Origin of the sequence: Streptomyces sp. NPDC015127, assembly GCF_043080095.1 — a bacterium.
Taxonomy (GTDB): domain Bacteria; phylum Actinomycetota; class Actinomycetes; order Streptomycetales; family Streptomycetaceae; genus Streptomyces.
In genome coordinates, this window is record NZ_JBIBVE010000013.1 from 1 (window position 1) to 24533 (window position 24533).

Annotated in this window: 25 protein-coding genes; 1 reads left to right on the plus strand and 24 read right to left on the minus strand. The window is 71.0% G+C overall.

The window, feature by feature from the left end; all coding sequences use genetic code 11:
- The 13 genes from ACF08N_RS24965 to pyrR all read right to left on the minus strand — a co-directional run.
- On the minus strand, positions 1-110 hold a 110-nt coding region (locus tag ACF08N_RS24965), incomplete at its 3' end, for an S-adenosylmethionine synthetase N-terminal domain-containing protein (RefSeq protein ID WP_392327156.1).
- Between the two features lie 275 nt (positions 111-385).
- A complete protein-coding gene (gene coaBC / locus ACF08N_RS24970; RefSeq protein WP_392326908.1) occupies positions 386-1597 on the minus strand; it encodes a bifunctional phosphopantothenoylcysteine decarboxylase/phosphopantothenate--cysteine ligase CoaBC in 1212 nt (403 codons plus the stop codon).
- 93 nt (positions 1598-1690) lie between these two features.
- On the minus strand, positions 1691-1963 hold the full coding sequence (gene rpoZ / locus ACF08N_RS24975) for a DNA-directed RNA polymerase subunit omega (protein ID WP_003977348.1): 273 nt from the start codon (positions 1961-1963) through the stop codon (positions 1691-1693).
- 42 nt (positions 1964-2005) lie between these two features.
- Positions 2006-2569, minus strand: coding sequence for a guanylate kinase (gene gmk, locus ACF08N_RS24980; RefSeq protein ID WP_392326909.1), 564 nt, complete (start codon positions 2567-2569; stop codon positions 2006-2008).
- A 38-nt stretch (positions 2570-2607) separates the two neighbouring features.
- Positions 2608-2931 carry an integration host factor gene (locus ACF08N_RS24985; protein ID WP_005319887.1) on the minus strand — a complete coding sequence of 108 codons (324 nt, stop codon included), beginning with the start codon at positions 2929-2931 and terminating at the stop codon, positions 2608-2610.
- Between the two features lie 343 nt (positions 2932-3274).
- A complete protein-coding gene (gene pyrF, locus ACF08N_RS24990) occupies positions 3275-4132 on the minus strand; it encodes an orotidine-5'-phosphate decarboxylase (RefSeq protein ID WP_392326910.1) in 858 nt (285 codons plus the stop codon).
- On the minus strand, positions 4129-5238 hold the full coding sequence (locus tag ACF08N_RS24995; protein ID WP_392326911.1) for a quinone-dependent dihydroorotate dehydrogenase: 1110 nt from the start codon (positions 5236-5238) through the stop codon (positions 4129-4131). Before ACF08N_RS24995 ends, pyrF begins: the two co-directional genes overlap by 4 nt.
- A gap of 57 nt (positions 5239-5295) precedes the next feature.
- A complete protein-coding gene (gene carB, locus ACF08N_RS25000) occupies positions 5296-8613 on the minus strand; it encodes a carbamoyl-phosphate synthase large subunit (RefSeq protein ID WP_392326912.1) in 3318 nt (1105 codons plus the stop codon).
- Positions 8606-9742 carry a glutamine-hydrolyzing carbamoyl-phosphate synthase small subunit gene (carA, locus tag ACF08N_RS25005; RefSeq protein ID WP_392326913.1) on the minus strand — a complete coding sequence of 379 codons (1137 nt, stop codon included), beginning with the start codon at positions 9740-9742 and terminating at the stop codon, positions 8606-8608. The genes carB and carA overlap by 8 nt, the downstream gene beginning before the upstream one ends.
- A complete protein-coding gene (locus tag ACF08N_RS25010; protein WP_392326914.1) occupies positions 9739-10314 on the minus strand; it encodes a hypothetical protein in 576 nt (191 codons plus the stop codon). Before ACF08N_RS25010 ends, carA begins: the two co-directional genes overlap by 4 nt.
- The gene (locus tag ACF08N_RS25015; protein ID WP_392326915.1) at positions 10311-11624 is read right to left on the minus strand and encodes a dihydroorotase; all 1314 of its coding nucleotides are present in this window, start codon (positions 11622-11624) and stop codon (positions 10311-10313) included. Before ACF08N_RS25015 ends, ACF08N_RS25010 begins: the two co-directional genes overlap by 4 nt.
- A 5-nt stretch (positions 11625-11629) precedes the next feature.
- A complete protein-coding gene (locus tag ACF08N_RS25020; protein ID WP_392326916.1) occupies positions 11630-12607 on the minus strand; it encodes an aspartate carbamoyltransferase catalytic subunit in 978 nt (325 codons plus the stop codon).
- Between the two features lie 90 nt (positions 12608-12697).
- Positions 12698-13276: a bifunctional pyr operon transcriptional regulator/uracil phosphoribosyltransferase PyrR gene (gene pyrR, locus ACF08N_RS25025; RefSeq protein ID WP_392326917.1), complete on the minus strand. Its 579-nt coding sequence runs from the start codon at positions 13274-13276 to the stop codon at positions 12698-12700.
- A gap of 230 nt (positions 13277-13506) precedes the next feature.
- Between pyrR and bldD the strand changes: the two genes are divergently transcribed.
- Positions 13507-14007 carry a transcriptional regulator BldD gene (gene bldD / locus ACF08N_RS25030; RefSeq protein WP_093608484.1) on the plus strand — a complete coding sequence of 167 codons (501 nt, stop codon included), beginning with the start codon at positions 13507-13509 and terminating at the stop codon, positions 14005-14007.
- Between the two features lie 612 nt (positions 14008-14619).
- On the opposite strand, the gene nusB is transcribed toward bldD, so the two are convergent.
- From nusB to mltG, 11 genes are all read right to left on the minus strand, one after another.
- Positions 14620-15048 (minus strand): transcription antitermination factor NusB, encoded by a 429-nt coding sequence (gene nusB, locus ACF08N_RS25035; RefSeq protein WP_392326918.1) that lies wholly within the window; start codon positions 15046-15048, stop codon positions 14620-14622.
- Positions 15049-15050: 2 nt separating this feature from the next.
- Positions 15051-15617, minus strand: coding sequence for an elongation factor P (gene efp, locus ACF08N_RS25040; RefSeq protein ID WP_177153303.1), 567 nt, complete (start codon positions 15615-15617; stop codon positions 15051-15053).
- A gap of 59 nt (positions 15618-15676) precedes the next feature.
- Positions 15677-16783 (minus strand): aminopeptidase P family protein, encoded by a 1107-nt coding sequence (locus ACF08N_RS25045; RefSeq protein ID WP_392326919.1) that lies wholly within the window; start codon positions 16781-16783, stop codon positions 15677-15679.
- 234 nt (positions 16784-17017) lie between these two features.
- Positions 17018-17899: a Pro-rich N-terminal domain-containing protein gene (locus tag ACF08N_RS25050; protein ID WP_392326920.1), complete on the minus strand. Its 882-nt coding sequence runs from the start codon at positions 17897-17899 to the stop codon at positions 17018-17020.
- A 135-nt stretch (positions 17900-18034) separates the two neighbouring features.
- Positions 18035-18475, minus strand: coding sequence for a type II 3-dehydroquinate dehydratase (gene aroQ / locus ACF08N_RS25055; protein ID WP_392326921.1), 441 nt, complete (start codon positions 18473-18475; stop codon positions 18035-18037).
- Complete coding sequence (gene aroB, locus ACF08N_RS25060) at positions 18472-19575, minus strand: 3-dehydroquinate synthase (RefSeq protein WP_392326922.1); 1104 nt, start codon at positions 19573-19575, stop codon at positions 18472-18474. Before aroB ends, aroQ begins: the two co-directional genes overlap by 4 nt.
- Positions 19568-20137 (minus strand): shikimate kinase, encoded by a 570-nt coding sequence (locus ACF08N_RS25065; protein WP_392327157.1) that lies wholly within the window; start codon positions 20135-20137, stop codon positions 19568-19570. Before ACF08N_RS25065 ends, aroB begins: the two co-directional genes overlap by 8 nt.
- Positions 20138-20166: 29 nt before the next feature.
- The gene (aroC, locus tag ACF08N_RS25070; RefSeq protein WP_392326923.1) at positions 20167-21351 is read right to left on the minus strand and encodes a chorismate synthase; all 1185 of its coding nucleotides are present in this window, start codon (positions 21349-21351) and stop codon (positions 20167-20169) included.
- A gap of 175 nt (positions 21352-21526) precedes the next feature.
- Complete coding sequence (locus ACF08N_RS25075) at positions 21527-21916, minus strand: hypothetical protein (RefSeq protein ID WP_392326924.1); 390 nt, start codon at positions 21914-21916, stop codon at positions 21527-21529.
- Between the two features lie 52 nt (positions 21917-21968).
- Entirely contained in the window at positions 21969-22799 is an 831-nt protein-coding gene (locus ACF08N_RS25080) for a shikimate dehydrogenase (RefSeq protein ID WP_392326925.1), read from the minus strand.
- On the minus strand, positions 22799-24475 hold the full coding sequence (gene mltG / locus ACF08N_RS25085) for an endolytic transglycosylase MltG (protein WP_392326926.1): 1677 nt from the start codon (positions 24473-24475) through the stop codon (positions 22799-22801). Before mltG ends, ACF08N_RS25080 begins: the two co-directional genes overlap by 1 nt.
- Between the last annotated feature and the right edge of the window lie 58 nt (positions 24476-24533).

Sequence of the window (24533 nt, forward strand, 5' to 3'; positions counted from 1 at the left end):
GTCGGGTCCTCCCGCAGAAGGGCGTCGAGAATCGTGTCGCTGATCTGGTCGGCGATCTTGTCGGGGTGGCCCTCGGTCACGGACTCCGAGGTGAAGAGACGGCGGGACACATCGCTCCCTGGGGTTGCAGCGGCTGCTGGCTGATCATTGACGGACCGGCAGGGGGCTGCGCCCCGCGACGTTCCGCGACCCAGTTTATCGGTCGCTTTCCCTCGCCGGACAACCGTCTCGCTGCTTGGGAGCCCCCTGACCTGTGGTCCATGGCCGAGACGCTATGACCATAGCGCCTGCGGACTGAGCGATTCGCCACATTTCGCAGGTTTTGCGAGGCTCAGCCGTCGCCGGGAATTCGCCCACTGTTCGCGGGACGGTCCGCCGGGCGCCCTCAGTCGAGCCGGGGGACCACGAGGTCCCAGACCGTGTCGGCGAGGGCTTCCTTGGGGCCGTACGGGACCGGGGTCTCGGCGCCGTCGGCGGCCAGGACGACCGCCTCGTTCTCCTCGGCTCCGAAGGTCCTGCGCTCCCCCACCTCGTTGACGACCAGCAGGTCGCAGCCCTTGCGGCGCAGCTTGTCGCGTCCGTTGGCCAGCACGTCGTCGGTCTCGGCGGCGAAGCCGACGATCACCTGTCCGGGGCGGGCGCGGTCCGCCGAGATCTCGGCGAGGATGTCGGGATTGCGCACCAGCGGGACGGTCGGCGCATCGACGCCGTCCTTCTTCTTGATCTTTCCGGTGGCGTACTCGGCGGGCCGGAAGTCGGCGACGGCCGCGGCCATGACCACCGCGTCGGCGTCGGCGGCGGCCTTGAGGACGGCCTCGCGCAGCTGCACCGCCGTGCCGACGTGGACGACGTCGACGCCCGCCGGGTCGGGGATGCCGGTGTTCGCCTCGACGAGCGTGACGCGGGCGCCCCGGGCGGCCGCCGTACGTGCCAGGGCGTAGCCCTGCTTGCCCGAGGAGCGGTTGCCGAGGTAGCGGACCGGGTCGAGGGGTTCGCGGGTGCCGCCGGCGCTGACGACGACGTGGCGGCCGGCGAGGTCGGGGGCGGTCACCCCGCGCGCGAGCACCCGGCGGCACACCTCGAAGATCTCGCCGGGCTCGGGCAGCCGACCCTTGCCGGTGTCGACGCCGGTGAGCCGGCCGACGGCGGGCTCGATGACGACGGCCCCGCGGCGGCGCAGCGTGGCGACGTTCTCCTGCGTTGCGGGGTGCTCCCACATCTCGGTGTGCATGGCCGGGGCGAAGACGACCGGGCAGCGGGCCGTGAGCAGGGTGTTGGTGAGCAGGTCGTCGGCGAGGCCGTGGGCGGCCTTGGCGAGCATGTCCGCGGTGGCGGGGGCGACGACGACGAGGTCGGCGTGCTGCCCGATGCGGACGTGCGGGACCTCGTGGACGTCGTTCCAGACCTCGGTGGAGACGGGGTGGCCGGACAGGGCCGACCAGGTCGCGGCGCCGACGAAGTTCAGGGCGGACGCGGTCGGCACGACCCGGACGTCGTGGCCGGACTCGGTGAGCCTGCGCAGCAGCTCGCACGCCTTGTACGCGGCGATGCCGCCGCTGACCCCCAGGACCACCCTCGGCCCGACCCTTGCGTCCACTGCGCGCCTCCCCGCACTCGGTTGGTTCCCATCAGACACCACAGGCCCGGCGGATGCTCCGCCGGGCCTGTGGTGAAGAACGATGCGTCGCGCCTACTGCGCCGGGCCCTCGATGGCCTCGGAGGTCAGCAGACCCGCGTTGATCTCCCGCAGGGCGATCGAGAGCGGCTTCTCGTGGACGTGGGTGTCCACCAGCGGACCGACGTACTCGAGCAGGCCCTCACCGAGCTGCGAGTAGTACGCGTTGATCTGGCGCGCACGCTTGGCCGCGTAGATCACGAGGCTGTACTTCGAGTCAGTCGCCTCGAGCAGCTCGTCGATCGGCGGGTTGATGATGCCCTCGGGCGCGGAGATGGAAGAGGACACGCTAAGCCTTCCGAAGAACGTGCAGAAAGATCGGACAAAAGATCAAACAACTGCCATCAAGGCTAGCAGCTCGCGCGCCACACCCTCGACGGAGGTGTTGACCAGGGTCGTATCGAACTCGGACTCGGCGGCGAGCTCGACCTTCGCGGCCGCCAGCCGGCGTTCGATGACCTCGGTGGACTCGGTACCCCGGCCGGTGAGCCGGCGGACCAGCTCGTCCCAGCTCGGCGGGGCCAGGAACACCAGCTGCGCCTGAGGCATGGACTCCTTGACCTGTCGCGCACCCTGGAGGTCGATCTCCAGCAGCACCGGCTCCCCGGCCTCCAGGCGGTCGAGGACCGCGCGGCGCGGCGTGCCGTAGCGGTTGCCCGCGAACTCGGCCCACTCCAGCAGCTCGTCGCCCGCGACCAGCTTGTCGAACTCCTCGTCCGTGACGAAGAAGTACTGGACGCCGTGCTTCTCGCCGGGCCGCGGCTTCCGGGTGGTCGCCGACACCGAGAGCCAGACTTCGGGGTGGACCTTGCGCATATGAGCGACGACCGTGCTCTTGCCGACCCCGGAGGGGCCGGAGAGCACGGTCAGCCGCGGACGAACCTCTGCTGCCATGCAGCGATTATCCAGGTTCCCGGGAGTGCCCGGGAACGTCAGGCGGCGCCGCCGCCGAACTCGCGCTCCAGGGAGGCGATCTGGTTGGAGCCGAGACCACGGACCCGGCGGCTCTCGGAGATGCCGAGCCGCTCCATGATCTGCTTGGCGCGGACCTTGCCCACGCCCGGCAGGGACTCCAGAAGGGCGGAGACCTTCATCTTGCCGATGACGTCGTTCTCCTGGCCCTGCTTGATGACCTCGTGGAGCGAGGCGCCGGAGTGCTTGAGTCGATTCTTGACCTCGGCCCGCTCCCGGCGAGCCGCGGCGGCCTTTTCGAGCGCGGCTGCGCGCTGTTCAGGGGTAAGGGGCGGAAGAGCCACGCCTACGTCACCTCGGATGTCGAACTGTCGGATACGGACCGGTGAGGAACCTAGTCGCCCCACACCAGGCGAGCAACGAGCAACGCAGGACGCCTTTGCGGGACGCTGCCTGCACGTTCGCTCTTCGACGGAGACTAGCGGCCATCACCGCTCCAGTCAGCGAGAACAGACGAAAAGTCCTGGTCAGCATCGACCGACCAGGACATTTCCGACATATTGACCGGCTTTTCGGCCGAGAAGTCCTGCACGAACCCCCGCCCGGAGGTTTTGGGCGGTCACGCAGAGCGCGCGACCGGTGCCCCAGAGCGCACGCGCGGCCCCGGGAACGTCCCGCACACCCCGGTCACACCCCGGCCGATGCCACCGCCTCGCGCACCTCGTCCGCGAACCGCTCGGCGGCCGACCGCAGCGAGGCCGCGTCCGGGCCGTGCTTCAGCACGCCACGGCTGACGCTCGGCACGACGTTGCCGACGGCCGCGCCGAAGACACCGGGGAGATCCGCCGGGGTCGCCCCCTGGGCTCCGATGCCGGGGGCCAGCAGCGGGCCGTTGATGTCGAGGTCCACGCCGGCGTCGCCGAGCGTCGCGCCGACGACCGCGCCGACGGAGCCGAGCGGCTCGGCGCCCTCGTTCTCGGCGGCCATGTGGTTCAGCATGACCTGCGCCAGGGACGCGCCGTTCGCCGCCGTGGAGCGCTGCACCTCGGCGCCCTCCGGGTTGGAGGTCAGAGCCAGGACGAAGACGCCGCAGCCGCTCAGCACGGCCTGGTCGAGCGCGGGCCGCAGCGAACCGAATCCGAGGTACGGGGAGACCGTGACGGCGTCGGAGAACAGCGGCGAGCCCTTGCGCAGGAAGGTCTCCGCGTACGCGCCCATGGTCGAGCCGATGTCGCCGCGCTTGGCGTCCATGAGCACCAGCGCGCCGGCGGCCCGTGCCTCCTCGACGGCCTTCTCCAGGACGGCGATGCCGCGCGAGCCGAAGCGCTCGAAGAACGCGGACTGCGGCTTGAGCACGGCGACCCGGTCGGCGAGCGCCTCGACCGTGGTGCGGGTGAACCGCTCCAGACCGGCGACGTCGTCGTTCAGACCCCACGCGGTCAGCAGCGAGGCGTGCGGGTCGATGCCGACGCACAGCGGGCCACGGGTGTCCATGGCGTGGCGCAGTCGGGTGCCGAAGGGCGCTGTCGTCTCGAGGGGGCTCATGCGCTGACCTTTCGCGTCTCGGCGCCGACGGCATCGGCGAGGGTGGCGTACGGGCTGGCCGCGAGGCGGGCGGCGAGGCCCTTGTGGATCGCACGGGCGTAGAACGGGCCCTCGTAGATGAAGGCGCTGTAGCCCTGGACGAGGGTCGCTCCGGCGAGGATGCGCTGCCAGGCGTCCTCGGCGTTCTCGATGCCGCCGACACCGACGAGGGTGATGCGGTCGCCGACGCGGGCGTACAGGCGGCGCAGGACCTCCAGGGAGCGCGCCTTGACCGGGGCGCCGGACAGGCCGCCGGTCTCCTCGACCAGCTCGGGCGACGACTTCAGCCCGAGGCCCTCGCGGGCGATCGTGGTGTTGGTGGCGATGATGCCGTCGAGGCCGAGTTCCACGGCGAGGTCCGCCACGGCGTCGACGTCCTCGTCCGCGAGATCCGGGGCGATCTTGACCAGGAGCGGGACACGGCGGTCGGTGACCGTGCGGTCGGCCGCCTCGCGCACGGCGGTGAGCAGCGGACGGAGCGACTCGGTGGCCTGGAGGTTGCGCAGGCCGGGCGTGTTGGGCGAGGAGACGTTGACGACGAGGTAGTCGGCGTGGGCGGCCAGGCGCTCGGTGGAGGTGACGTAGTCGGCGACGGCTTCCGCCTCCGGGACGACCTTCGTCTTGCCGATGTTGACGCCGACGGTCGTACGGAAGACAGCCCTGCGCGCGGCGAGGCGGGCGGCGACGGCGGCCGAGCCCTCGTTGTTGAAGCCCATGCGGTTGATCAGCGCGCGGTCCGGGACGAGCCGGAAGAGGCGCTTCTTGGGGTTGCCGGGCTGGGGCTGGGCGGTGACCGTGCCGATCTCGACATGGTCGAAGCCGAGCATCGACATGCCGTCGATGGCGACGGCGTTCTTGTCGAAGCCGGCCGCGAGCCCGAACGGGCCGTGCATGCGCAGACCGAGGGCCTCGGTGCGCAGCTCCTTGTGGCGGGGGGCGAGCACGGCGGCGACGAAGGTGCGCAGGACGGGGACGCGGGCGGCGAGCCGGATCCACCGGAAGGCCAGGTGATGGGCCTGCTCGGGGTCCATGCGCCGGAAGACGAGGTTGAAGAAGAACGAGTACATGGAAGTGGTGTCCTCATGAGGAGGGGGACACCGTTTCCGGTGTCCCCCTCATGGCTGCTAGTCGCGGGCCGCGGTCAGGTGTTCCGCGTGTTCCTGGAGCGATCGGACGCCCACGCCCCCGTGGTTGAGGGCGTCGATGCCCTGGACCGCCGCGGCGAGCGCCTGGACCGTCGTGAGGCACGGTACGGAGCGGGCCACCGCCGCCGTGCGGATGTCGTAGCCGTCGAGGCGGCCGCCGGTGCCGTACGGGGTGTTGACGATGAGGTCGACCTCGCCGTCGTGGATGAGCTGGACTATGGTCCGCTCCCCGTTCGGGCCCGGGCCCTCGGACTGCTTGCGCACGACCGTGGCGTTGAGGCCGTTGCGCTTGAGGACCTCGGCCGTGCCGGACGTGGCGAGCAGCTCGAAGCCGTGCGCGACCAGCTCGCGGGCCGGGAAGATCATCGAGCGCTTGTCGCGGTTGGCGACGGAGACGAAGGCGCGTCCCTTGGTCGGCAGCGGCCCGTAGGCGGCGGCCTGCGACTTGGCGTACGCCGTGCCGAAGACCGAGTCGATGCCCATGACCTCGCCGGTGGAGCGCATCTCCGGGCCGAGGATGGTGTCCACGCCGCGGCCGTGCACGTCGCGGAAGCGCGACCAGGGCATGACGGCCTCCTTGACGGAGATCGGCGCGTCCAGCGGCAGGGTGCCGCCGTCGCCGTTCTTCGGCAGCAGGCCCTCCTCGCGCAGCTCGGCGATGGTCGCGCCGAGCGAGATGCGCGCGGCGGCCTTCGCGAGCGGGACCGCGGTCGCCTTCGAGGTGAAGGGGACGGTCCGGGAGGCACGCGGGTTGGCCTCCAGCACGTAGAGGATGTCGCCGGCCATCGCGAACTGGATGTTGATCAGGCCGCGGACCCCGACGCCCTTCGCGATGGCCTCGGTGGAGGCGCGCAGGCGCTTGATGTCGAAGCCGCCGAGGGTGATCGGGGGCAGCGCACAGGCCGAGTCGCCGGAGTGGATGCCGGCCTCCTCGATGTGCTCCATGACGCCGCCGAGGTAGAGCTCGTGGCCGTCGTAGAGCGCGTCGACGTCGATCTCGATCGCGTCGTCGAGGAAGCGGTCGACCAGCACGGGGCGGGTCGGGGAGATCTCGGTGGACTCGGCGATGTACGCCTCCAGGCGCGTCTCGTCGTAGACGATCTCCATGCCGCGGCCGCCGAGCACGTACGACGGGCGGACCAGGACCGGGTAGCCGATCTCGTCCGCGATGGCCTTGGCGCCCGCGAACGTGGTGGCCGTGCCGTGCTTGGGCGCCGGCAGTCCGGCTTCGGCGAGGACGCGGCCGAACGCTCCGCGGTCCTCGGCGGCGTGGATGGCCTCCGGGGAGGTGCCCACGACCGGCACGCCGTTGTCCTTGAGCGCCTGGGCGAGACCCAGCGGGGTCTGGCCGCCGAGCTGGACGACGACACCGGCGATGGGGCCCGCGAGCGACTCGGCGTGGACGATCTCCAGCACGTCCTCGAGCGTGAGCGGCTCGAAGTACAGGCGGTCGGAGGTGTCGTAGTCCGTGGAGACGGTCTCCGGGTTGCAGTTGACCATCACGGTCTCGTACCCGGCGTCGTGCAGCGCGAAGGAGGCGTGGACGCAGGAGTAGTCGAACTCGATGCCCTGGCCGATGCGGTTCGGGCCGGAGCCGAGGATGATCACGGCGGGCCGGGTGCGCGGCGCGACCTCGGACTCCTCGTCGTAGGACGAGTAGAAGTACGGGGTGCGGGCGGCGAACTCGGCGGCGCAGGTGTCGACCGTCTTGTAGACCGGGCGGATGCCGAGCGCGTGGCGGACCTCGCGCACGACGTCCTCGCGCAGGTCCCGGATCTCGGCGATCTGGGCGTCGGAGAAGCCGTGGCGCTTGGCCTCGGCGAGCAGCTCGGGGTGGAGCTTCTCGGCGGCGGCGAGCTCGTCGGCGTACTCCTTGATCAGGAACAGCTGGTCGACGAACCAGGGGTCGATCTTCGTCGCCTCGAAGACCTCCTCGGGCGTGGCACCCGCGCGGATGGCCTGCATGACGGTGTTGATCCGGCCGTCCGTGGGGCGCACGGCCTCGCGCAGCAGCTCGTCCTTGGACATGCCGGCACCCGGGGCCCCGACGAAGGAGAACTGGCTGCCCTTCTTCTCCAGGGAGCGCAGGGCCTTCTGGAGCGCCTCGGTGAAGTTGCGGCCGATGGCCATGGCCTCGCCGACCGACTTCATCGTGGTGGTGAGGGTGGAGTCCGCCTGCGGGAACTTCTCGAACGCGAACCGCGGGGCCTTGACGACGACGTAGTCGAGGGTCGGCTCGAATGAGGCCGGGGTCTTCTCCGTGATGTCGTTCGGGATCTCGTCCAGCGTGTAGCCGACGGCGAGCTTCGCGGCGATCTTGGCAATCGGGAAGCCGGTGGCCTTGGACGCGAGCGCGGAGGACCGGGAGACGCGCGGGTTCATCTCGATGACGATGATCCGGCCGTCGTCGGGGTTGACGGCGAACTGGATGTTGCAGCCGCCGGTGTCGACGCCGACCTCGCGGATGATCGCGATGCCGATGTCGCGCAGGCGCTGGTACTCGCGGTCGGTGAGCGTCATCGCCGGCGCGACGGTGATCGAGTCACCGGTGTGGACGCCCATCGGGTCGAAGTTCTCGATGGAGCAGACGACCACGACGTTGTCGTGCTTGTCGCGCATCAGCTCCAGCTCGTACTCCTTCCAGCCGAGGATGGACTCCTCCAGGAGCACCTCGGTGGTCGGGGAGAGCGTGAGGCCCTGGCCGGCGATGCGGCGCAGCTCCTCCTCGTCGTGCGCGAAGCCGGAGCCGGCGCCGCCCATGGTGAAGGAGGGGCGGACGACGACGGGGTAGCCGCCGAGGGTCTCGACGCCCTTGATGACGTCGTCCATCGAGTGGCAGATGACCGAGCGGGCGGACTCGCCGTGGCCGATCTTCTCCCGGACGGCCTCGACGACCGCCTTGAACAGGTCGCGGTCCTCGCCCTTGTTGATGGCCTCGACGTTGGCGCCGATCAGCTCGACGTCGTACTTCTCCAGCACACCCTGCTCGTGCATGGAGATGGCGGTGTTGAGCGCGGTCTGGCCGCCGAGGGTGGGCAGCAGCGCGTCGGGGCGCTCCTTGGCGATGATCTTCTCGACGAACTCGGGGGTGATCGGCTCGACGTACGTGGCGTCGGCGATCTCCGGGTCGGTCATGATCGTGGCCGGGTTGGAGTTGACCAGGATGACGCGCAGACCCTCGGACTTGAGGACGCGGCAGGCCTGGGTGCCGGAGTAGTCGAACTCGGCGGCCTGGCCGATGACGATCGGGCCGGAGCCGATGACCAGGACGGACTGGATATCGGTGCGCTTAGGCACGCTCGGCCTCCATCAGGGATACGAAGCGGTCGAAGAGGTACGCGGCGTCGTGCGGGCCGGCAGCCGCCTCGGGGTGGTACTGGACGCTGAAGGCCGGCTGGTCGAGCAGCTGGAGGCCCTCCACCACGTTGTCGTTGAGGCAGACGTGGGAGACCTCGGCGCGGCCGTAGGGGGTGTCGGAGACCTTGTCGAGGGGGGCCTCGACGGCGAATCCGTGGTTGTGCGCGGTGACCTCGACCTTGCCGGTCGTGCGGTCCTGCACGGGCTGGTTGATGCCGCGGTGGCCGTACTTCAGCTTGTAGGTGCCGAAGCCGAGCGCGCGGCCGAGCAGCTGGTTGCCGAAGCAGATGCCGAACAGCGGCGTCCTGCGCTCCAGGACCGCCTTGATGACGGTCAGGTCGGCGGTGGCGGGGTCGCCGGGGCCGTTGGAGAGGAAGACGCCGTCGGGGTTCACCGCGTAGACGTAGTCGGCGGTCGCGGTCGCGGGCAGGACGTGCACCTCGATGCCGCGCTCGGCCATGCGGTGCGGGGTCATGCCCTTGATGCCGAGGTCGAGCGCGGCGACGGTGAACTTCTTCTCGCCGATGGCCGGGACGACGTACGCCTCGGTGGTGGCGACCTCGGAGGAGAGGTCGGCGCCCTTCATCTCGGGGGCCTGCTGCACCCGGGCGAGCAGCGTGGCGTCGTCTGCAAGTGCCTCGCCGGAGAAGATGCCGACGCGCATGGCGCCGCGCTCGCGCAGGTGGCGGGTGAGCGCGCGGGTGTCGATGCCGCTGATGCCGACGATGCCCTGGGCGGTCAGCTGCTCGTCGAGGGAGCGGCGGGAGCGCCAGTTGGACGGGATGCGGGCGGGGTCACGGACGACGTAGCCGGCGACCCAGATCTGCTTCGACTCGTCGTCCTCGTCGTTGACGCCGGTGTTGCCGACGTGCGGGGCGGTCATGACCACGACCTGGCGGTGGTAGGACGGGTCGGTCAGGGTCTCCTGGTAGCCCGTCATGCCGGTGTTGAACACCGCCTCGCCGAAGGTCTCCCCCACGGCCCCGTAGGCACGGCCGCGGAAGGTGCGGCCGTCCTCCAGGACGAGTACGGCGGGAGCTTTTGCGGCTCCCCGGGTGGAGATCGTCATCGTGCGGTGCCTTCCGTCGTCTTGATCATGTCAGTGAGTGTGTCGACCCATTCGCTGTGTTCGGCCGCGTGGTCCGAGCGGAAGCCGGAGTCGATCAGCTTGCCGCCGTGTGCCCAGGTGACGATCAGCAGACCGCCCTCGGCGAGGACCTTGCCGGCGATGCCCTTGTCGAGCCGGGCCTCGCGCAGCGCCTCCTTCGGTACGAAGAAGTCCTGCGCCCCGGGCCGTACGACCTCCAGTCCCGCGTCCGTGAGCGTGAGCTCGACCCGGCTGCGGACGCCCAGTCCATGGGCGACGATCCGGTCAAGCCACTGTCCCGCGGTCGTCGAGCCGTGGTATCGGCCACTCGTCGACAACACAGCCAGTTTCGCCTCGCCCTCCGTGTCCGGCGCGGTGGGGAGCTCCGGCAGGTCCGACTGGAGGCTGCCGCGCCATTTCCAGCCCTGGCGCATCAGCCAGTAGACGAAGGCGATGAACAGCAGGAGTCCGGCGACCCAGCCGAGGCGGGCCGCCCAGTCGGTCACCTCCGCGGACTTCTGCTCCGCCGCGATGGTGATGAGTGCAGGTGTCACGCCAGCTTCCCGTCCACGAGCGTCGCACGGCCCCGCAGGAAGGTGTGGGTGACGCGTCCCGGCAGCTCGCGGCCCTCGTAGGGGGTGTTGCGGCTGCGGGAGGCGAAGCCGGCGGGGTCCACGAGACCACGGTATGCCGGATCGACCAGGGTGAGGTTCGCGGGCTCACCTGCCGAGACGGGCCGGCCGTGGCCGGTGGCACGTCCGATGCGGGCGGGCGCGTACGACATCCGGTCGGCGACGCCGGCCCAGTCGAGCAGCCCGGTCTCCACCATCGTCTGCTGGACGACGGACAGTGCGGTCTCCAGGCCGACCATGCCCATGGCGGCCGCGGCCCACTCGCAGTCCTTGTCCTCGTGCGGGTGCGGGGCATGGTCGGTGGCGACGATGTCGATCGTGCCGTCGGCCAGGGCCTCGCGCAGGGCCATCACGTCGCGCTCGGTGCGCAGCGGCGGGTTGACCTTGTAGACGGGGTTGTACGAGCGGACGAGCTCGTCGGTCAGGAGGAGGTGGTGCGGGGTGACCTCGGCGGTGACGTCGATGCCGCGGGACTTGGCCCAGCGCACGATCTCGACGGAGCCGGCGGTGGAGAGGTGGCAGATGTGCACGCGGGAGCCGACGTGCTCGGCGAGCAGCACGTCGCGGGCGATGATCGACTCCTCGGCGACGGCGGGCCAGCCGCCGAGGCCGAGTTCGGCGGAGACGATGCCCTCGTTCATCTGGGCGCCCTCGGTGAGCCGGGGCTCCTGGGCGTGCTGGGCGACGACGCCGCCGAACGCCTTCACGTACTCCAGTGCTCGGCGCATGATCACGGCGTCGTCGACGCACTTGCCGTCGTCGGAGAAGACGGTGACACCGGCGGCGGACTCGTGCATCGCGCCGAGCTCGGCGAGCTTCTTGCCCTCCAGCCCGACGGTGACGGCGCCGATGGGCTGCACGTCGCAGTAACCCGACTCCTTGCCGAGCCGGTAGACCTGCTCGACGACGCCGGCGGTGTCGGCGACCGGGAAGGTGTTGGCCATGGCGAACACGGCGGTGTAACCGCCGCTCGCGGCCGCGCGCGTGCCGGTGAGGACGGTCTCGGAGTCCTCGCGGCCGGGCTCGCGCAGGTGGGTGTGCAGGTCGACCAGGCCGGGCAAGAGGATCTGCCCCTCGGCGTCGACCACCTGGGCGCCCTCGGCGGACAGTCCGCTGTGCTCGATTCCGCCCTGCCGGGCGGTGGCGACCTGGGCGATCGTCTCGCCGTCGATCAGGACGTCCTGCGCCTCGCCGCCGAGTACCTTCGCACCGCGGATAAGGATCTTGCTCATGGGTCTTACTTCTCCTCGGTACGGGGGTTGGGGGCGTCGGATTCGTTGCCGCCGAGCAGCAGGTAGAGGACGGCCATGCGGATGGAGACGCCGTTGGCGACCTGCTCGATCACCGTGCAGCGGTCGGAGTCGGCGACCTCGGCGGTGATCTCCATACCGCGGACCATCGGCCCGGGGTGCATCACGATGGCGTGCTCGGGCATCTTGGCCATGCGGTCCGCGTCGAGCCCGTAGCGGCGCGAGTACTCGCGCTCGGTCGGGAAGAAGGCGGCGTTCATGCGCTCGCGCTGGACGCGCAGCATCATCACGGCGTCGGACTTGGGCAGGGTGCTGTCGAGGTCGTACGAGATCTCGCAGGGCCAGGTCTCGACGCCGACCGGCACGAGGGTGGGCGGCGCGACGAGCGTGACGTGGGCGCCGAGCGTGTGCAGCAGGTCCACGTTGGATCGGGCGACCCGGCTGTGCAGGACGTCTCCGACGATGGTGATCCGCTTGCCGGCCAGGTCCTGGCCGAGACCCGCGTCCCTGCCGACCAGTCGGCGGCGCATGGTGAAGGCGTCGAGCAGGGCCTGGGTGGGGTGCTGGTGGGTGCCGTCGCCGGCGTTGATGACGGGGGCGTCGATCCAGCCGGAGGTGGCGAGGCGGTAGGGGGCGCCGGAGGCGCTGTGCCGTATGACGACGGCGTCGACGCCCATGGCCTCCAGGGTCTGGGCGGTGTCCTTGAGGGACTCGCCCTTGGAGACGCTCGACCCCTTGGCGGCGAAGTTGATGACGTCGGCGGACAGGCGCTTCTCTGCGGCCTCGAAGGAGATCCGGGTCCGGGTCGAGTCCTCGAAGAACAGGTTGCAGACCGTGCGGCCGCGCAGCGCGGGGAGCTTCTTGATCGGCCGGTCGGCGACCCGGGCCATCTCCTCGGCGGTGTCGAGGATGAGGACGGCGTCGTCGCGGGTGAGGTCGGCGGCCGAGATGAGGTGGCGCATCATCTGGGTGATTACTCCAGGTCTGTGGAGGTTCGTAGACATGCGGGCGCGCAGCAGCGCACGCCGTACGAGGGGATGGGTCGTACGGAGGCGCTATCGCTCGCCGGCCGGAGCGGTCTCCCGCAGGCCGAGCAGCACGGTGTCGCGACCGTCCTCCTCGGCGAGCTGGACCTTGACCGTCTCGCGCAGCGACGTGGGGAGGTTCTTGCCGACGTAGTCGGCACGGATGGGCAGCTCGCGGTGGCCGCGGTCGACGAGGACCGCGAGCTGTACGGCACGGGGGCGCCCGAGGTCACCGAGGGCGTCGAGGGCGGCGCGGATGGTGCGGCCGGAGAAGAGCACGTCGTCGACGAGGACGACGAGACGGCCGTCGATGCCGTCACCGGGGATCTCCGTGCGGGCCAGCGCACGGGCCGGCTTCAGACGCAGATCGTCGCGGTACATGGTGATGTCGAGGGAGCCGACCGGGATCTTCTGGCCGGTGATGCCTTCGAGCTTGTCGGCGAGCCGGCGGGCGAGGAAGACGCCGCGCGTCGGGATGCCGAGGAGCACCACGTCGTCGGCGCCCTTGGCGCGTTCGACGATCTCGTGGGCGATGCGGGTCAGTACCCGCGCGATGTCGGGAGCCTCGAGAACGGGGCGTGCCGCATCGGAGTTCTTCTGCGTGTCCATACGAAACGGACCTCCTTCTCCGCCTCACGGGACGGTTCTTAAAGGACGTCGGAATTGCGCCGTCCACGTTACCAGTGCTTGATGGGTGTACTGATCCGGGTACCCCGGCCCGTGGCCGGAACCGGTCCGGATCATTCGGCTTGACTCAGCCAAGTCACGCTGCGTAACCTCACAGTGAGTTACCAGTCGCGCGGCGGAGCCGCACGTTGTCACAGCGTCCGGGGAGCTATATGTCCAGCGAATACGCAAAACAGCTCGGGGCCAAGCTCCGCGCCATCCGCACCCAGCAGGGGCTGTCCCTCCACGGCGTGGAAGAGAAGTCCCAGGGCCGCTGGAAGGCCGTCGTGGTGGGCTCGTACGAGCGTGGCGACCGCGCCGTGACCGTGCAGCGCCTCGCCGAGCTCGCGGACTTCTACGGCGTCCCGGTGCAGGAGCTGCTTCCGGGCACGACGCCGGGCGGGGCCGCCGAGCCGCCGCCGAAGCTCGTCCTTGACCTGGAGCGCCTGGCCCACGTCCCGCAGGAGAAGGCGGGCCCGCTGCAGCGCTACGCGGCGACGATCCAGTCGCAGCGCGGCGACTACAACGGCAAGGTGCTCTCGATCCGCCAGGACGACCTGCGCACGCTGGCCGTGATCTACGACCAGTCGCCCTCGGTCCTGACCGAGCAGCTGATCAGCTGGGGCGTGCTGGACGCGGACGCGCGGCGTGCGGTCGCACACGAAGAGGCCTGACGCCGCTTCTTTGAAAAAACGTCACGCCGAAGGGCGGGCCGGACTCCGACCGGCCCGCCCTTCGCCATGCGGCCGGAGGGACCGGCCTCGGGAGTCCGCGGGGCCGCGGTGCACCCAGGGCCTTGCCGTAGGGCGATGAGCGCGTGTCCAGGAGGGCCTGCGAGGCCCGCGTGGCTCAAGGAGGAGGCCGCCGACGACGGCACGAGGGGCCGGCGGGGCTGGAGCGCGGACAAGAGGGCGTCTGACCCGCCGAGGGCGGCAGACCCGTGGCGGCAGACCCGTGGCGGATGGACCGCCCGCCCCCCGCGAAGCGGACGGTGGGCCGGCGGCGCCGTGAGGCGGACCGGACCGGGCCGAGTGGGCGCCGACACCCCGCGACGAGCCCTGGGCGCGCCCGTCCGGCGTATGGCGATCGGCGGGCGCAGACTCGTGGGACCGGACGCCGTCGTGCGTTCGCACGGAATCCTCACAGGACCGGTCCATGGCCGGATCCTTTCGGTGCGCGGACTGGACCCGGGTCACATGGCGTGGCCGGAAAGCACCGGGCCTGGGGCAGAAGACCATCGTCTTCTGCCCCAGGCCCGGTGAAGCCGTTCGCGCCGCCGCGCGCGGTCAGTCGCGGCGGAGGCTCGGCTTGAGGTCCTTGAAGCGGCCCAGCAGGCCGTTCACGAACGACGGCGACTCGTCGGTGGAGAACTCCTTGGCGAGCTGCACCGCCTCGTCGATCACCACCGCGTCGGGCGTCTCGTCCATCCACACCAGCTCGAACGCAGCGAGCCGCAGGATGTTGCGGTCGACGACCGGCATACGGTCCAGCGTCCAGCCGACCGCGTACGTCGCGATGAGCTCGTCGATGCGGTCCGCGTGCTCCGCGTAGCCCTCGACGAGGTCCATGGTGTACTCGGCGACCGGCGGCTGACGGTCGTCGGTGCGGGCGTGCCGGACCCAGTCCGCGAGGACCGTCTGCACGGACGCCCCGCGCTGGTCGGCCTCGAAGAGGATCTGGAAGGCCCGCTTGCGGGCCTTGTTGCGGGCAGCCACGGTTAGCTGTTCACCCGGCCGAGGTAGTCGCCCGAGCGGGTGTCGACCTTGATCTTCTCACCGGTGGTGATGAACAGCGGGACCTGGATCTCGTAGCCGGTCTCCAGGGTCGCGGGCTTGGAGCCACCGGTGGAGCGGTCGCCCTGCACGCCCGGCTCGGTGTGCTGGATGGTGAGCTCGACAGCGGCCGGGAGCTCGACGTAGAGCACCTCGCCCTCGTGCTGCGCGACGCTGGCCGTGAAGCCCTCGATGAGGAAGTTCGCGGCGTCGCCGACCTGCTTGCGGTCGATCATCAGCTGGTCGTAGGTCTGCATGTCCATGAAGACGAAGTACTCGCCGTCCATGTACGAGAACTGCATGTCGCGACGGTCGACGGTGGCCGTTTCGACCTTCACGCCTGCGTTGAAGGTCTTGTCGACGACCTTGCCGGAAAGCACGTTCTTGAGCTTGGTGCGCACGAAGGCCGGGCCCTTGCCGGGCTTGACGTGCTGGAACTCGACGACGGACCAGAGCTGGCCTCCGTCGAGCTTGAGCACCATGCCGTTCTTGAGGTCGTTCGTGGAAGCCACGGTTGCGGAATCTCCTGGACTGACGCTGGTGGACGACCCAGTGGCTGCGGAGGCGCGCACTAGAGCGCGAGCAGCTCCTTGGTCGTGATGGTGAGTAGCTCGGGGCCGCCGTCCGCCTCCTGGCGCACGACGAGCGTGTCATCGATCCGGACCCCGCCCCGGCCCGGGAGGTGGACCCCCGGTTCGACGGTGACCGGCACGCAAGCGTCCAGTTTACCCATGGCCGCAGGGGCGAGCTGCGGGTCCTCACCGATTTCGAGCCCGACGCCGTGCCCCGTGCGGGGTGCGAGGTCCTCGCCGTGGCCCGCGGCGTCGAGGATCTGGCGGGCCGCGCGATCCACCTCGCGGTAGGCCGCCCCCGGCAGCAGGGCCTCGCGGCCGGCGCGCTGAGCGGCGAACACGACCTCGTACAGCTCGATCTGCCAGTCCGCGGGAGTCGTGCCGATCACGAAGGTGCGGCCGATCTCGCAGCGGTAACCGCGATAGTTCGCGCCCAGGCAGACGGACAGGAAATCACCCTCCTCCACGCGGCGGTCGCTGGGGCGGTGGCCGGGCCGTCCGGAGTTCGGGCCGGTGGCCACGGAGGTGGGGAAGGCGGGGCCGTCGGCACCGTGGTCGACGAGGCGGCGCTCCAGCTCGAGCGCGAGGTGCCGTTCGGTGCGGCCGACGAGGATGGACTCGAGGAGTTCGCCGAGGGCCTGGTCGCTGATCTCGGCGGCGATGCGCAGACAGGCGATCTCGTCCTCGTCCTTGACGATGCGCTGCTGTTCGACGGCGAGGCCCAGGTCGGTGATGCGCAGGCGCGGGGCGACGGACTGCAGGGCCCGGTGCCGGGCGACGGTCAGATGGTGCTCCTCCACGGCGAGCGCCTCCGCCGGGGAATTGCGCGCCAGCTCGGCCGCGGCGACGGCCGGGTCACCGGCGGAGGTGGGCAGCACGGTCAGCCGCAGCTCCTCGTCGGGCCGCCCGTCGGCGGGGTCACCGGTGGGGGTGCGAGAGCACAGCAGGGCGTCCTCGTCGGGGCCGAGCAGCAGCACCGCGCCGGGCGGGGCGGTGCCCGCGAGATAGCGGACGTTGGCGGGTCGGGAGATCAGGACCGCTGCGCTGCCGGCGGCCGTGCACCGGTCGCGCAGCCGACCACGTCGGGCGCCAAACACCTCGGACATTCTCCGAGCGTACGAGCCCGATGGCGGGTCGGCCTGGTGACACGGCCGAGCGGGGCTCTCGCCCGCGACTCCGCCCGCCGGCCTGTAGGAGCCCCACCCCGCCCCCTTCCCGTCACCGGGGCTCCCCCGGCGACCCGGCGAGCTCGGCCCCGCCGGCGTTTGAGGCGCGGGGTTCGGGGCGGAGCCCCGACCGGGGCGTGCCGGTGCCGGGCCGTACGTACGACCGCTTCGGCGCTACCAGCTCGGGGGGCTCGCGATGGCGCGGGCCAGGACGTCGTCCAGGACCCGGGACGTCGTCTCCACGTCGTACTTCGAGTTGTCGATGATGGGCAGGCCCGAGCCGTACCAGCCCGCCATCCGGCCGTGGATTCCGGCGACCTCCTCGTCCGAGAGGCGGCGGTTGCCCGTGCGTTCCGCGTTCCGTTCGAGGACGATCTCCAGGCCCGGCAGCAGCACCACGGGCAGCAGGCCGGGGCCCACATGGCGCTTCCAGCCGCCGAGGCCGACGACCGGGCGGTCGGGGAAGACCGCGTCGTCGAGGATGCAGGAGATGCCGTTGGCCAGGAAGTTGCGCGCGGCGAAGCCGCAGGTGCGGCGGGCGAGGCGGTACTGGGCCTCGGAGTGGTCGTTCCAGCCGTCCTGGGGGTCGGCGAAGCCGGCGCGCACCCATTCACGGACGTCGTCGAGGCTGATGTGCGCGGTGGGCACCCGCCGGTTCTCGGCCCAGTGGCGGGCCACCGTCGTCTTGCCCGCGCCGGCCGGACCGATCAGCAGCACGGCGAGCATGGCCGTCCCCGTGCCGCTGTCCGCCGGAGGCGGGTCGGGTATCGGGACGGGCTGTCCGGGCGGCAGCTGGATGTGCCCCGTCGTCTCACGGGACGGCGGCGCGGACGGGTGGCGCGGCGCGGGCCATGCGGTCTGCGGAGGCTGCGCGGCCTGCGGAGGCTGCGCGGGGCCCGACATCGGAGGGGGCGGCGGCGGAGGAGGCGGTCCGGCGGGAGGTCCTGCGGGAGGCCCGGGAACCGGCCCCGGGTGGTGGGCGCTGGCTGTCCAGGCGGCCGATCCCTGCCCCGGGCGGTGGGGAGGCGGCAGCGGAGCCCCCACTGCGTGCTGCATCCGGTGCCACTCCGTCTCGTACGACTGACGTTGATCTACCGAACGGTACCCTCCCGGAGCCGTTCGCATGTGCGACCGCCCCCGGCCGCTGTTGCCACAACGGCCGGGGGCGGCGAGAAGTGCCCGGTCCCGGCGTCAGCCGTCCAGCTCGTCGGCCAGCGCGCGCAGCGCGAGCCGGTAGGAGCCGATGCCGAAGCCCGCGATGGTCCCGCTGGCGACCGCGGCGACCACGGACGTGTGCCGGAACGCCTCGCGGGTGTACGGGTTGGAGATGTGCACCTCGATCAGCGGCGCGGTCCGCTGCGCCGCCGCGTCGCGCATCCCGTACGAATAGTGGGTGAACGCACCGGGGTTGAGAACGACCGGAATCGATCCGTCGGCCGCCTCGTGGAGCCAGCGGATCATCTCGCCCTCGTCGTTGGTCTCCCGCACCTCGACGTCGAGGCCCAGCTCCTTGCCCAGCGCCTGGCAGGTCTCCACGAGCCCCGTGTACGACGTCGCGCCGTACACGTCCGGCTCGCGGGAGCCGAGGCGGCCGAGGTTGGGGCCGTTGAGCACCAGCGTGCGGCGGCTCATGCGGAGCCCGCCGCGATCTCGGAGTATGCGGCCATCAGCACCGCGGGGTCGGGACCCTCCAGAACGGTCGGCTTGGCGAGGCCGTCGAGGACGATGAAGCGCAGCAGGTTGCCGCGGGACTTCTTGTCGACCTTCATGGTCTCCAGCAGCTTGGGCCACTGGTCGCCCCGGTAGGTCAGCGGGAGTCCGACGGACTGGAGGACGGCGCGGTGCCGGTCGGCCGTGGCGTCGTCCAGCCGTCCGGCGAGGCGGCCCAGTTCGGCGGCGAAGACCATGCCGACCGAGACGGCCGCGCCGTGCCGCCACTTGTAGCGCTCGTTCTTCTCGATGGCGTGGGCCAGCGTGTGACCGTAGTTGAGGATCTCGCGCAGGCCGGACTCCTTGAGGTCGCTGGAGACCACGTCTGCCTTGACGCGGATGGAGCGCTCGATGAGCTCGGCGGTGTGCGGGCCCGCGGGCGTACGCGCGCCCTCGGGGTCGGACTCGATGAGGTCGAGGATCACCGGGTCGGCGATGAAACCGGCCTTGATGATCTCGGCCATGCCGCTGACGTAGTCGTTGACCGGCAGCGAGTCGAGCGCGGCCAGGTCGCAGAGCACGCCGGCCGGCGGGTGGAAGGCGCCGACGAGGTTCTTGCCCTCGGCGGTGTTGATGCCGGTCTTGCCGCCAACGGCCGCGTCCACCATGGCGAGCACGGTCGTGGGCACGGCGATCCAGCGCACGCCGCGCAGCCAGCTGGCCGCGACGAATCCGGCCAGGTCGGTCGTGGCGCCGCCGCCGACGCCGACGATCACGTCGGTGCGGGTGAAGCCGGTCTGTCCGAGCGCCTTCCAGCAGTAGGCGGCGACCTCGGCGGTCTTGGCCTCCTCAGCGTTGGGCACCTGGATGGCGACGGCCTCGAAGCCCTGGTCGGCGAGGTCCGCGCGCAGCGCCTCACCGGTCTCGGCGAGCGCCTCGGGGTGGATGACGGCCACGCGCTGGGTCGTGGCCCCGATCAGGCCGCCCAGCTCGCCGAGGAGCTGTCGGCCGACCAGCACCTCGTACGGGTCGGTGCCGGCCGTGCCGCCGACCTGGATACGTGTCACTGCCTGGTCAGTCATTCTTCTCCTGCCGGGGGTCCGGGGATAGTCCCCCGGAAGATGCAGTCTCCTGCCGAGGGTCCGGGGTCTTCTCACCCGGGATTACCGTCTTCAGCTCCAGTGCGTCGAGGACCGCCCGGGCGACCTCGTCAGGTGTGCGGTCGTCCGTCGCGACGACGACACGGGCCACTTCGGTGTACAAGTGGCGGCGGGCGTCCATCAGTTCACGCCACCGGCGCCGCGGGTTGACGGCGAGCAGAGGGCGGGCGGTGTTGAGTCCGACGCGCCGCACCGCTTCCTCGACGTCCATGGACAGGTAGGCGACGGGCAGTCCGGCCAGCAGCTCGCGGGTGCCCTCGTCGAGGATCGAGCCGCCGCCGAGGGCGAGGACGCCGGTGTGCTCGGCGAGCGCGGTGCGCACGGCCGCGCGCTCCAGCTCGCGGAAGTACGGCTCGCCCTCGTCGACGAAGATGTCGGCGATCTCCCGGCCCTGCGCGGCCACGATGTCGGCGTCGGTGTCCCGGAACCCGACACCGAGGAGCCCGGCCAGGATCTCACCGACCGTGGACTTGCCCGAGCCCATCGGCCCGACGAGGACGATCAGCGGGGCGCTCACCGGATGCGGAGGTTGTCGAGGTACGACTGCACGTTGCGGCGGGTCTCGGTGACGCTGTCGCCGCCGAACTTCTCGGCGACGGCGTCCGCGAGCACCAGCGCGACCATGGCCTCGGCGACGATGCCCGCGGCGGGCACGGCGCACACGTCGGACCGCTGGTGGTGCGCGGCGGCCGGCTCGCCGGTGGTGACGTCCACCGTCTTCAGGGCGCGCGGCACGGTGGCGATCGGCTTCATCGCGGCCCGGACGCGCAGCAGCTCGCCGGTCGACATGCCGCCCTCCGTACCGCCGGACCGGCCGGTGCTGCGGCGGATGCCGTCCTCGGTCGGCACGATCTCGTCGTGCGCCTTGGAGCCGGGCACCCGGGCGAGCTCGAAGCCGTCGCCGACCTCGACGCCCTTGATGGCCTGGATGCCCATGAGCGCGGCGGCGAGCCGCGCGTCGAGGCGTCGGTCCCAGTGGACGTGCGAGCCGAGGCCGACGGGCACGCCGTACGCGAGGACCTCGACGACGCCGCCGAGGGTGTCGCCGTCCTTGTGGGCCTGGTCGATCTCCGCGACCATCGCCTTGCTGGCGTCGGCGTCCAGGCAGCGGACGGGGTCGGCGTCCAGGCGCTCCTCGTCGGCGGGGACGGGGACGACGCCGTACGGTGCCTTGGCCGCGGCCAGCTCGACGACGTGGGAGACGATCTCGATGCCCGTCGTCTCCTTGAGGTACGAACGGGCCACCGCGCCGAGCGCGACGCGGGCCGCGGTCTCACGGGCGCTCGCGCGCTCCAGGATCGGCCGGGCCTCCTCCAGCGCGTACTTCTGCATACCGGCGAGGTCGGCGTGGCCGGGCCGGGGCCGGGTCAGCGGCGCGTTGCGCGCCAGCTGGGCGAGCTCGTCGGCGTCGACCGGGTCGGCCGACATCACCTGCTCCCACTTCGGCCACTCGGTGTTGCCGACCATGACCGCCACCGGGGAGCCCATGGTGAGACCGTGCCGGACGCCTCCGAGGAAGGTCACCTCGTCGCGCTCGAACTTCATCCGGGCACCGCGCCCATAGCCGAGGCGCCGCCTGGCAAGGTGGTCCGCCACCATCTCGGTGGTGATCGGCACACCGGCGGGAAGACCCTCCAGCGTCGCCACCAGTGCGGGTCCGTGCGACTCGCCCGCGGTCAGCCAACGCAACCTGCTCAACGGTGCTCCTCATGCTCGCGCGTGGAACTGCGACGGCGCGGCCTGGGGAAACCTCCCAGCAGGGGCTGGGGAGGCGCGACCCTGGCCCGCCTCCCTCGATCCTCCCACGTCCGCGCCCGGCTCCCGGCCACCGGTCCACCTGGCGGACGCCCGTGGACAGCCGGTCCGGGGGTCGTCAGTGGCCGTCGCGGCGCTGCTGGGGCGCGTACGAGCCGAGGTAGTCCGCACCGCTGGGCTGCTGCGGGGCCTGCTGAGGCTGCTGGGCAGGGGCGTACTGCCCGAGGTAGTCGGCGCCGCTCGGCTGCTGCGGGGCCTGCTGAGCGGGGGCGTACGGGCCGAGGTGGTCGGCACCGCTGCCCTGGTTGCCGGAGGCCGCGGGCACGGGCTGCGGGTTGCGTGCGGCACGGCGCTGCGCGATCTTCTTGCGGATCGAGGACACCCAGCCGAGGACGATCAGCAGGATGATCAGGCACAGAATCGGGATCTGCAGCCAGTCGGGCAGGAACGAGACGATGCCGTCGAAGATGTTTCTGGCGATCGAGGCCTGCGGCTGACCGGTTTCCATGGCCGGACTCCCCCTGTGCTGTTTGATGTGCTCCTGATCGAACGCGCAGATCCTAGCGGGCTCCGAGCGCGCGCTCACCAGCAGTACGCATGGCCCCCAGGGGCGCCGGCGAGCGGCCGGTCATCTGCTCGACCTGGAGCACCGCCTGGTGCACCAGAAGGTCCAGGCCGCCGACCACCGCGCCGCCCCTGCCGGACCATGCGGCCGCGAGAGCCGTGGGCCACGGCTCGTACAGCACGTCGAACAGCGTGCCGGGCCGGTCCGGCACCGCGGCCGCGAGGGCGTCGGTGGTCCCGGCGGGGGTCGTGGCGATGACCAGGGGCGCGCTCAGCGCCTCGGCGGCGGCGGACCAGTCGGCGACACGGACGTCGACGCCGAGCCGCTCGCCCCAGCCGCGCATCTCGTCGGCACGGGCCGCGCTGCGCACGTACGCCGTGACCGGTCCGGCGCAGACCTGTGCGAGGGCGGCGAGCGCGGAGGAGGCGGTGGCACCGGCGCCGAGGACGGCGGCGGAGTCGGTCTTCTTCACGCCGCGTTCCCGGAGCGCCGCGACCATCCCGGGGATGTCGGTGTTGTCGCCGAGACGCCGGCCGTCGTCGGTGAACACGACCGTGTTGACGGCCTCCACCGAGGCGGCGGTGTCGCTGATGCCGTCGAGCAGCGGGATGATCGCCCGCTTCAGCGGCATGGTCAGCGACAGGCCGGCCCAGGTCTCGTCCAGCCCCTCGACGAACGCCGGCAGCGCCGCCTCGTCGATCTCGAAGCGGTCGTAGGACCAGTCGTCGAGGCCGAGTTCGGCGTAGGCGGCGCGGTGGAGCACCGGGGACAGGGAGTGCGCGATGGGCGAGCCGAGGACCGCCGCGCGGTTGCGGGACGGGGACATCAGTCGCCCCTCGAGTCGTTGAACTTGTCCACCAGCTTCTGGTGCTCGGCGAAGGTCTTGGCGAACTCGGTCTTCTTCATGCCGTCGATCGCCACGAAGTAGAGCCAGCCATCGTCCGTGGGGTTGAGTGCCGCGGCCAGGGCTTCGTTGCCCGGGTTGCTGATGGGGCCCGGTGTCAGGCCCTTCTGGGTGTACGTGTTGTACGGGTCCTGGTTGCTGTTGATCTCGTCCTCAGAGATGTCGATCTTGCTCTGACCCTTGAGGTAGTTGAACGCGGAGTCGAACTGGAGCAGTTGGTTGGTCTCGGTGTTGGCAGGCTTGAGACGGTTGTAGATGACCTCGGACATCTTGCGGAAGTCGTCGTGCGTCTTGCCCTCGACCTGGACGAGGCTGGCGAGCGTGAGCAGCTCCCAGGGGCCCTCAAGTCCGAGGCCCTTGGCCTTCGCCTCCAGGCCGGCCTTCTCGTACTCCTGGTTGGCACGGGCGACCATCTTCTTGAGGACCGCCTCGGGCTTGGCGCCCTTGGCGACCGGATAGCTGGCCGGGAAGAGGAAGCCTTCGAGCGGGTCCTTGACGTCCGGGTGGTTCCTGGCCCAGTCCGGGAGGCCCAGACTGTCGGCCTCTTTCTCGGCGATGTCCTGCGTGGTGCCCGGCTTCAGTTCGAGGCGTTTGTCTATGTCCGCGTAGACCTGGACGTTGCGCCTGCCCTCGGCAATGATCAGGTTGTTGCGGCTGGCGGGGCTCAGCATGAGCTCCACGGCGCTCGCCGCCGACATCTCCTTCTTCAGGACGTACACGCCGTCCTGGATCGTGTTGCCCTTGGGGTTCTCCTCCTGGGCGGAGACGAAGCCGTCCACGCTCTTGACGACGCCGGCCTCCTTGAGGATCCGGCCGATCTCGGATCCGGTGGCCCCCTTCGGGATCTCCACCTGGACCGAGCCGCTGCCACTGCCCGCGAAGTCCTCCGGCGCGCCGAACTGGCCCTGCCAGAACTGGTATCCGAAGTAGCCGACACCGCCGAGGCCGCCGACGAGGACCGCGGCGACCACCAGGCAGGCCAGGCCGTTGCGGCTCTTCTTCTTGCCCTTGCCCCGCCGGTCGCGGCCTCCGCCACCGCGCGGCTCCTCGTCGTACCCGTCGTCGCCGCCGTCGCCGTTCCCGTCGTCACCGGTGAAGAACGGGTGGGTCTCCTCCTGCGCCGCCTCCGCGTCCCAGTCGGTGGCCGGCTCCGGCTCCTGCTGCCTGCGGCCGGGGGGCTGCGGCGGGGGGTACGCCTCCGAGGTGCTGTAGTAGTCGGTCTCCTGGGGGCTGCCGTAACCGCCCGGCTGGCCGCCATAGCCGCCCGCCTGATCCGCTGCGTACGGCATGGCCGTCTGCTGACCCGTGTCCCAGCCGCCGTTGTACTGCTGCTGGTAGGACTCCTGGTTCCCGTACTGCTGCTGGTACTGCGGCTGCTGGTACTGGTCCTGCGGGTACTGCTCCTGCTGATACGGGTCCTGCTGGTGCACATCCTGCTGCGTGCCGTACTGCTGCGCCTGCGGGTACTGGTGCTGCGGCTGGCCGCCGTACGGAGCGTGGCCGTCCGCGGCCTCCTGGCCTCCCCATCCCTGGTCCCCGTACAAGGGGTCCTCGGGATGCCACGGTTCGGAGCCGGGGCTCCGGCCATACTCAGTCATCGATCCCCTAGGGCCGCGAGACGGCGCGAAACGATCCGCCTCTTTTCTGTGCGGCGGC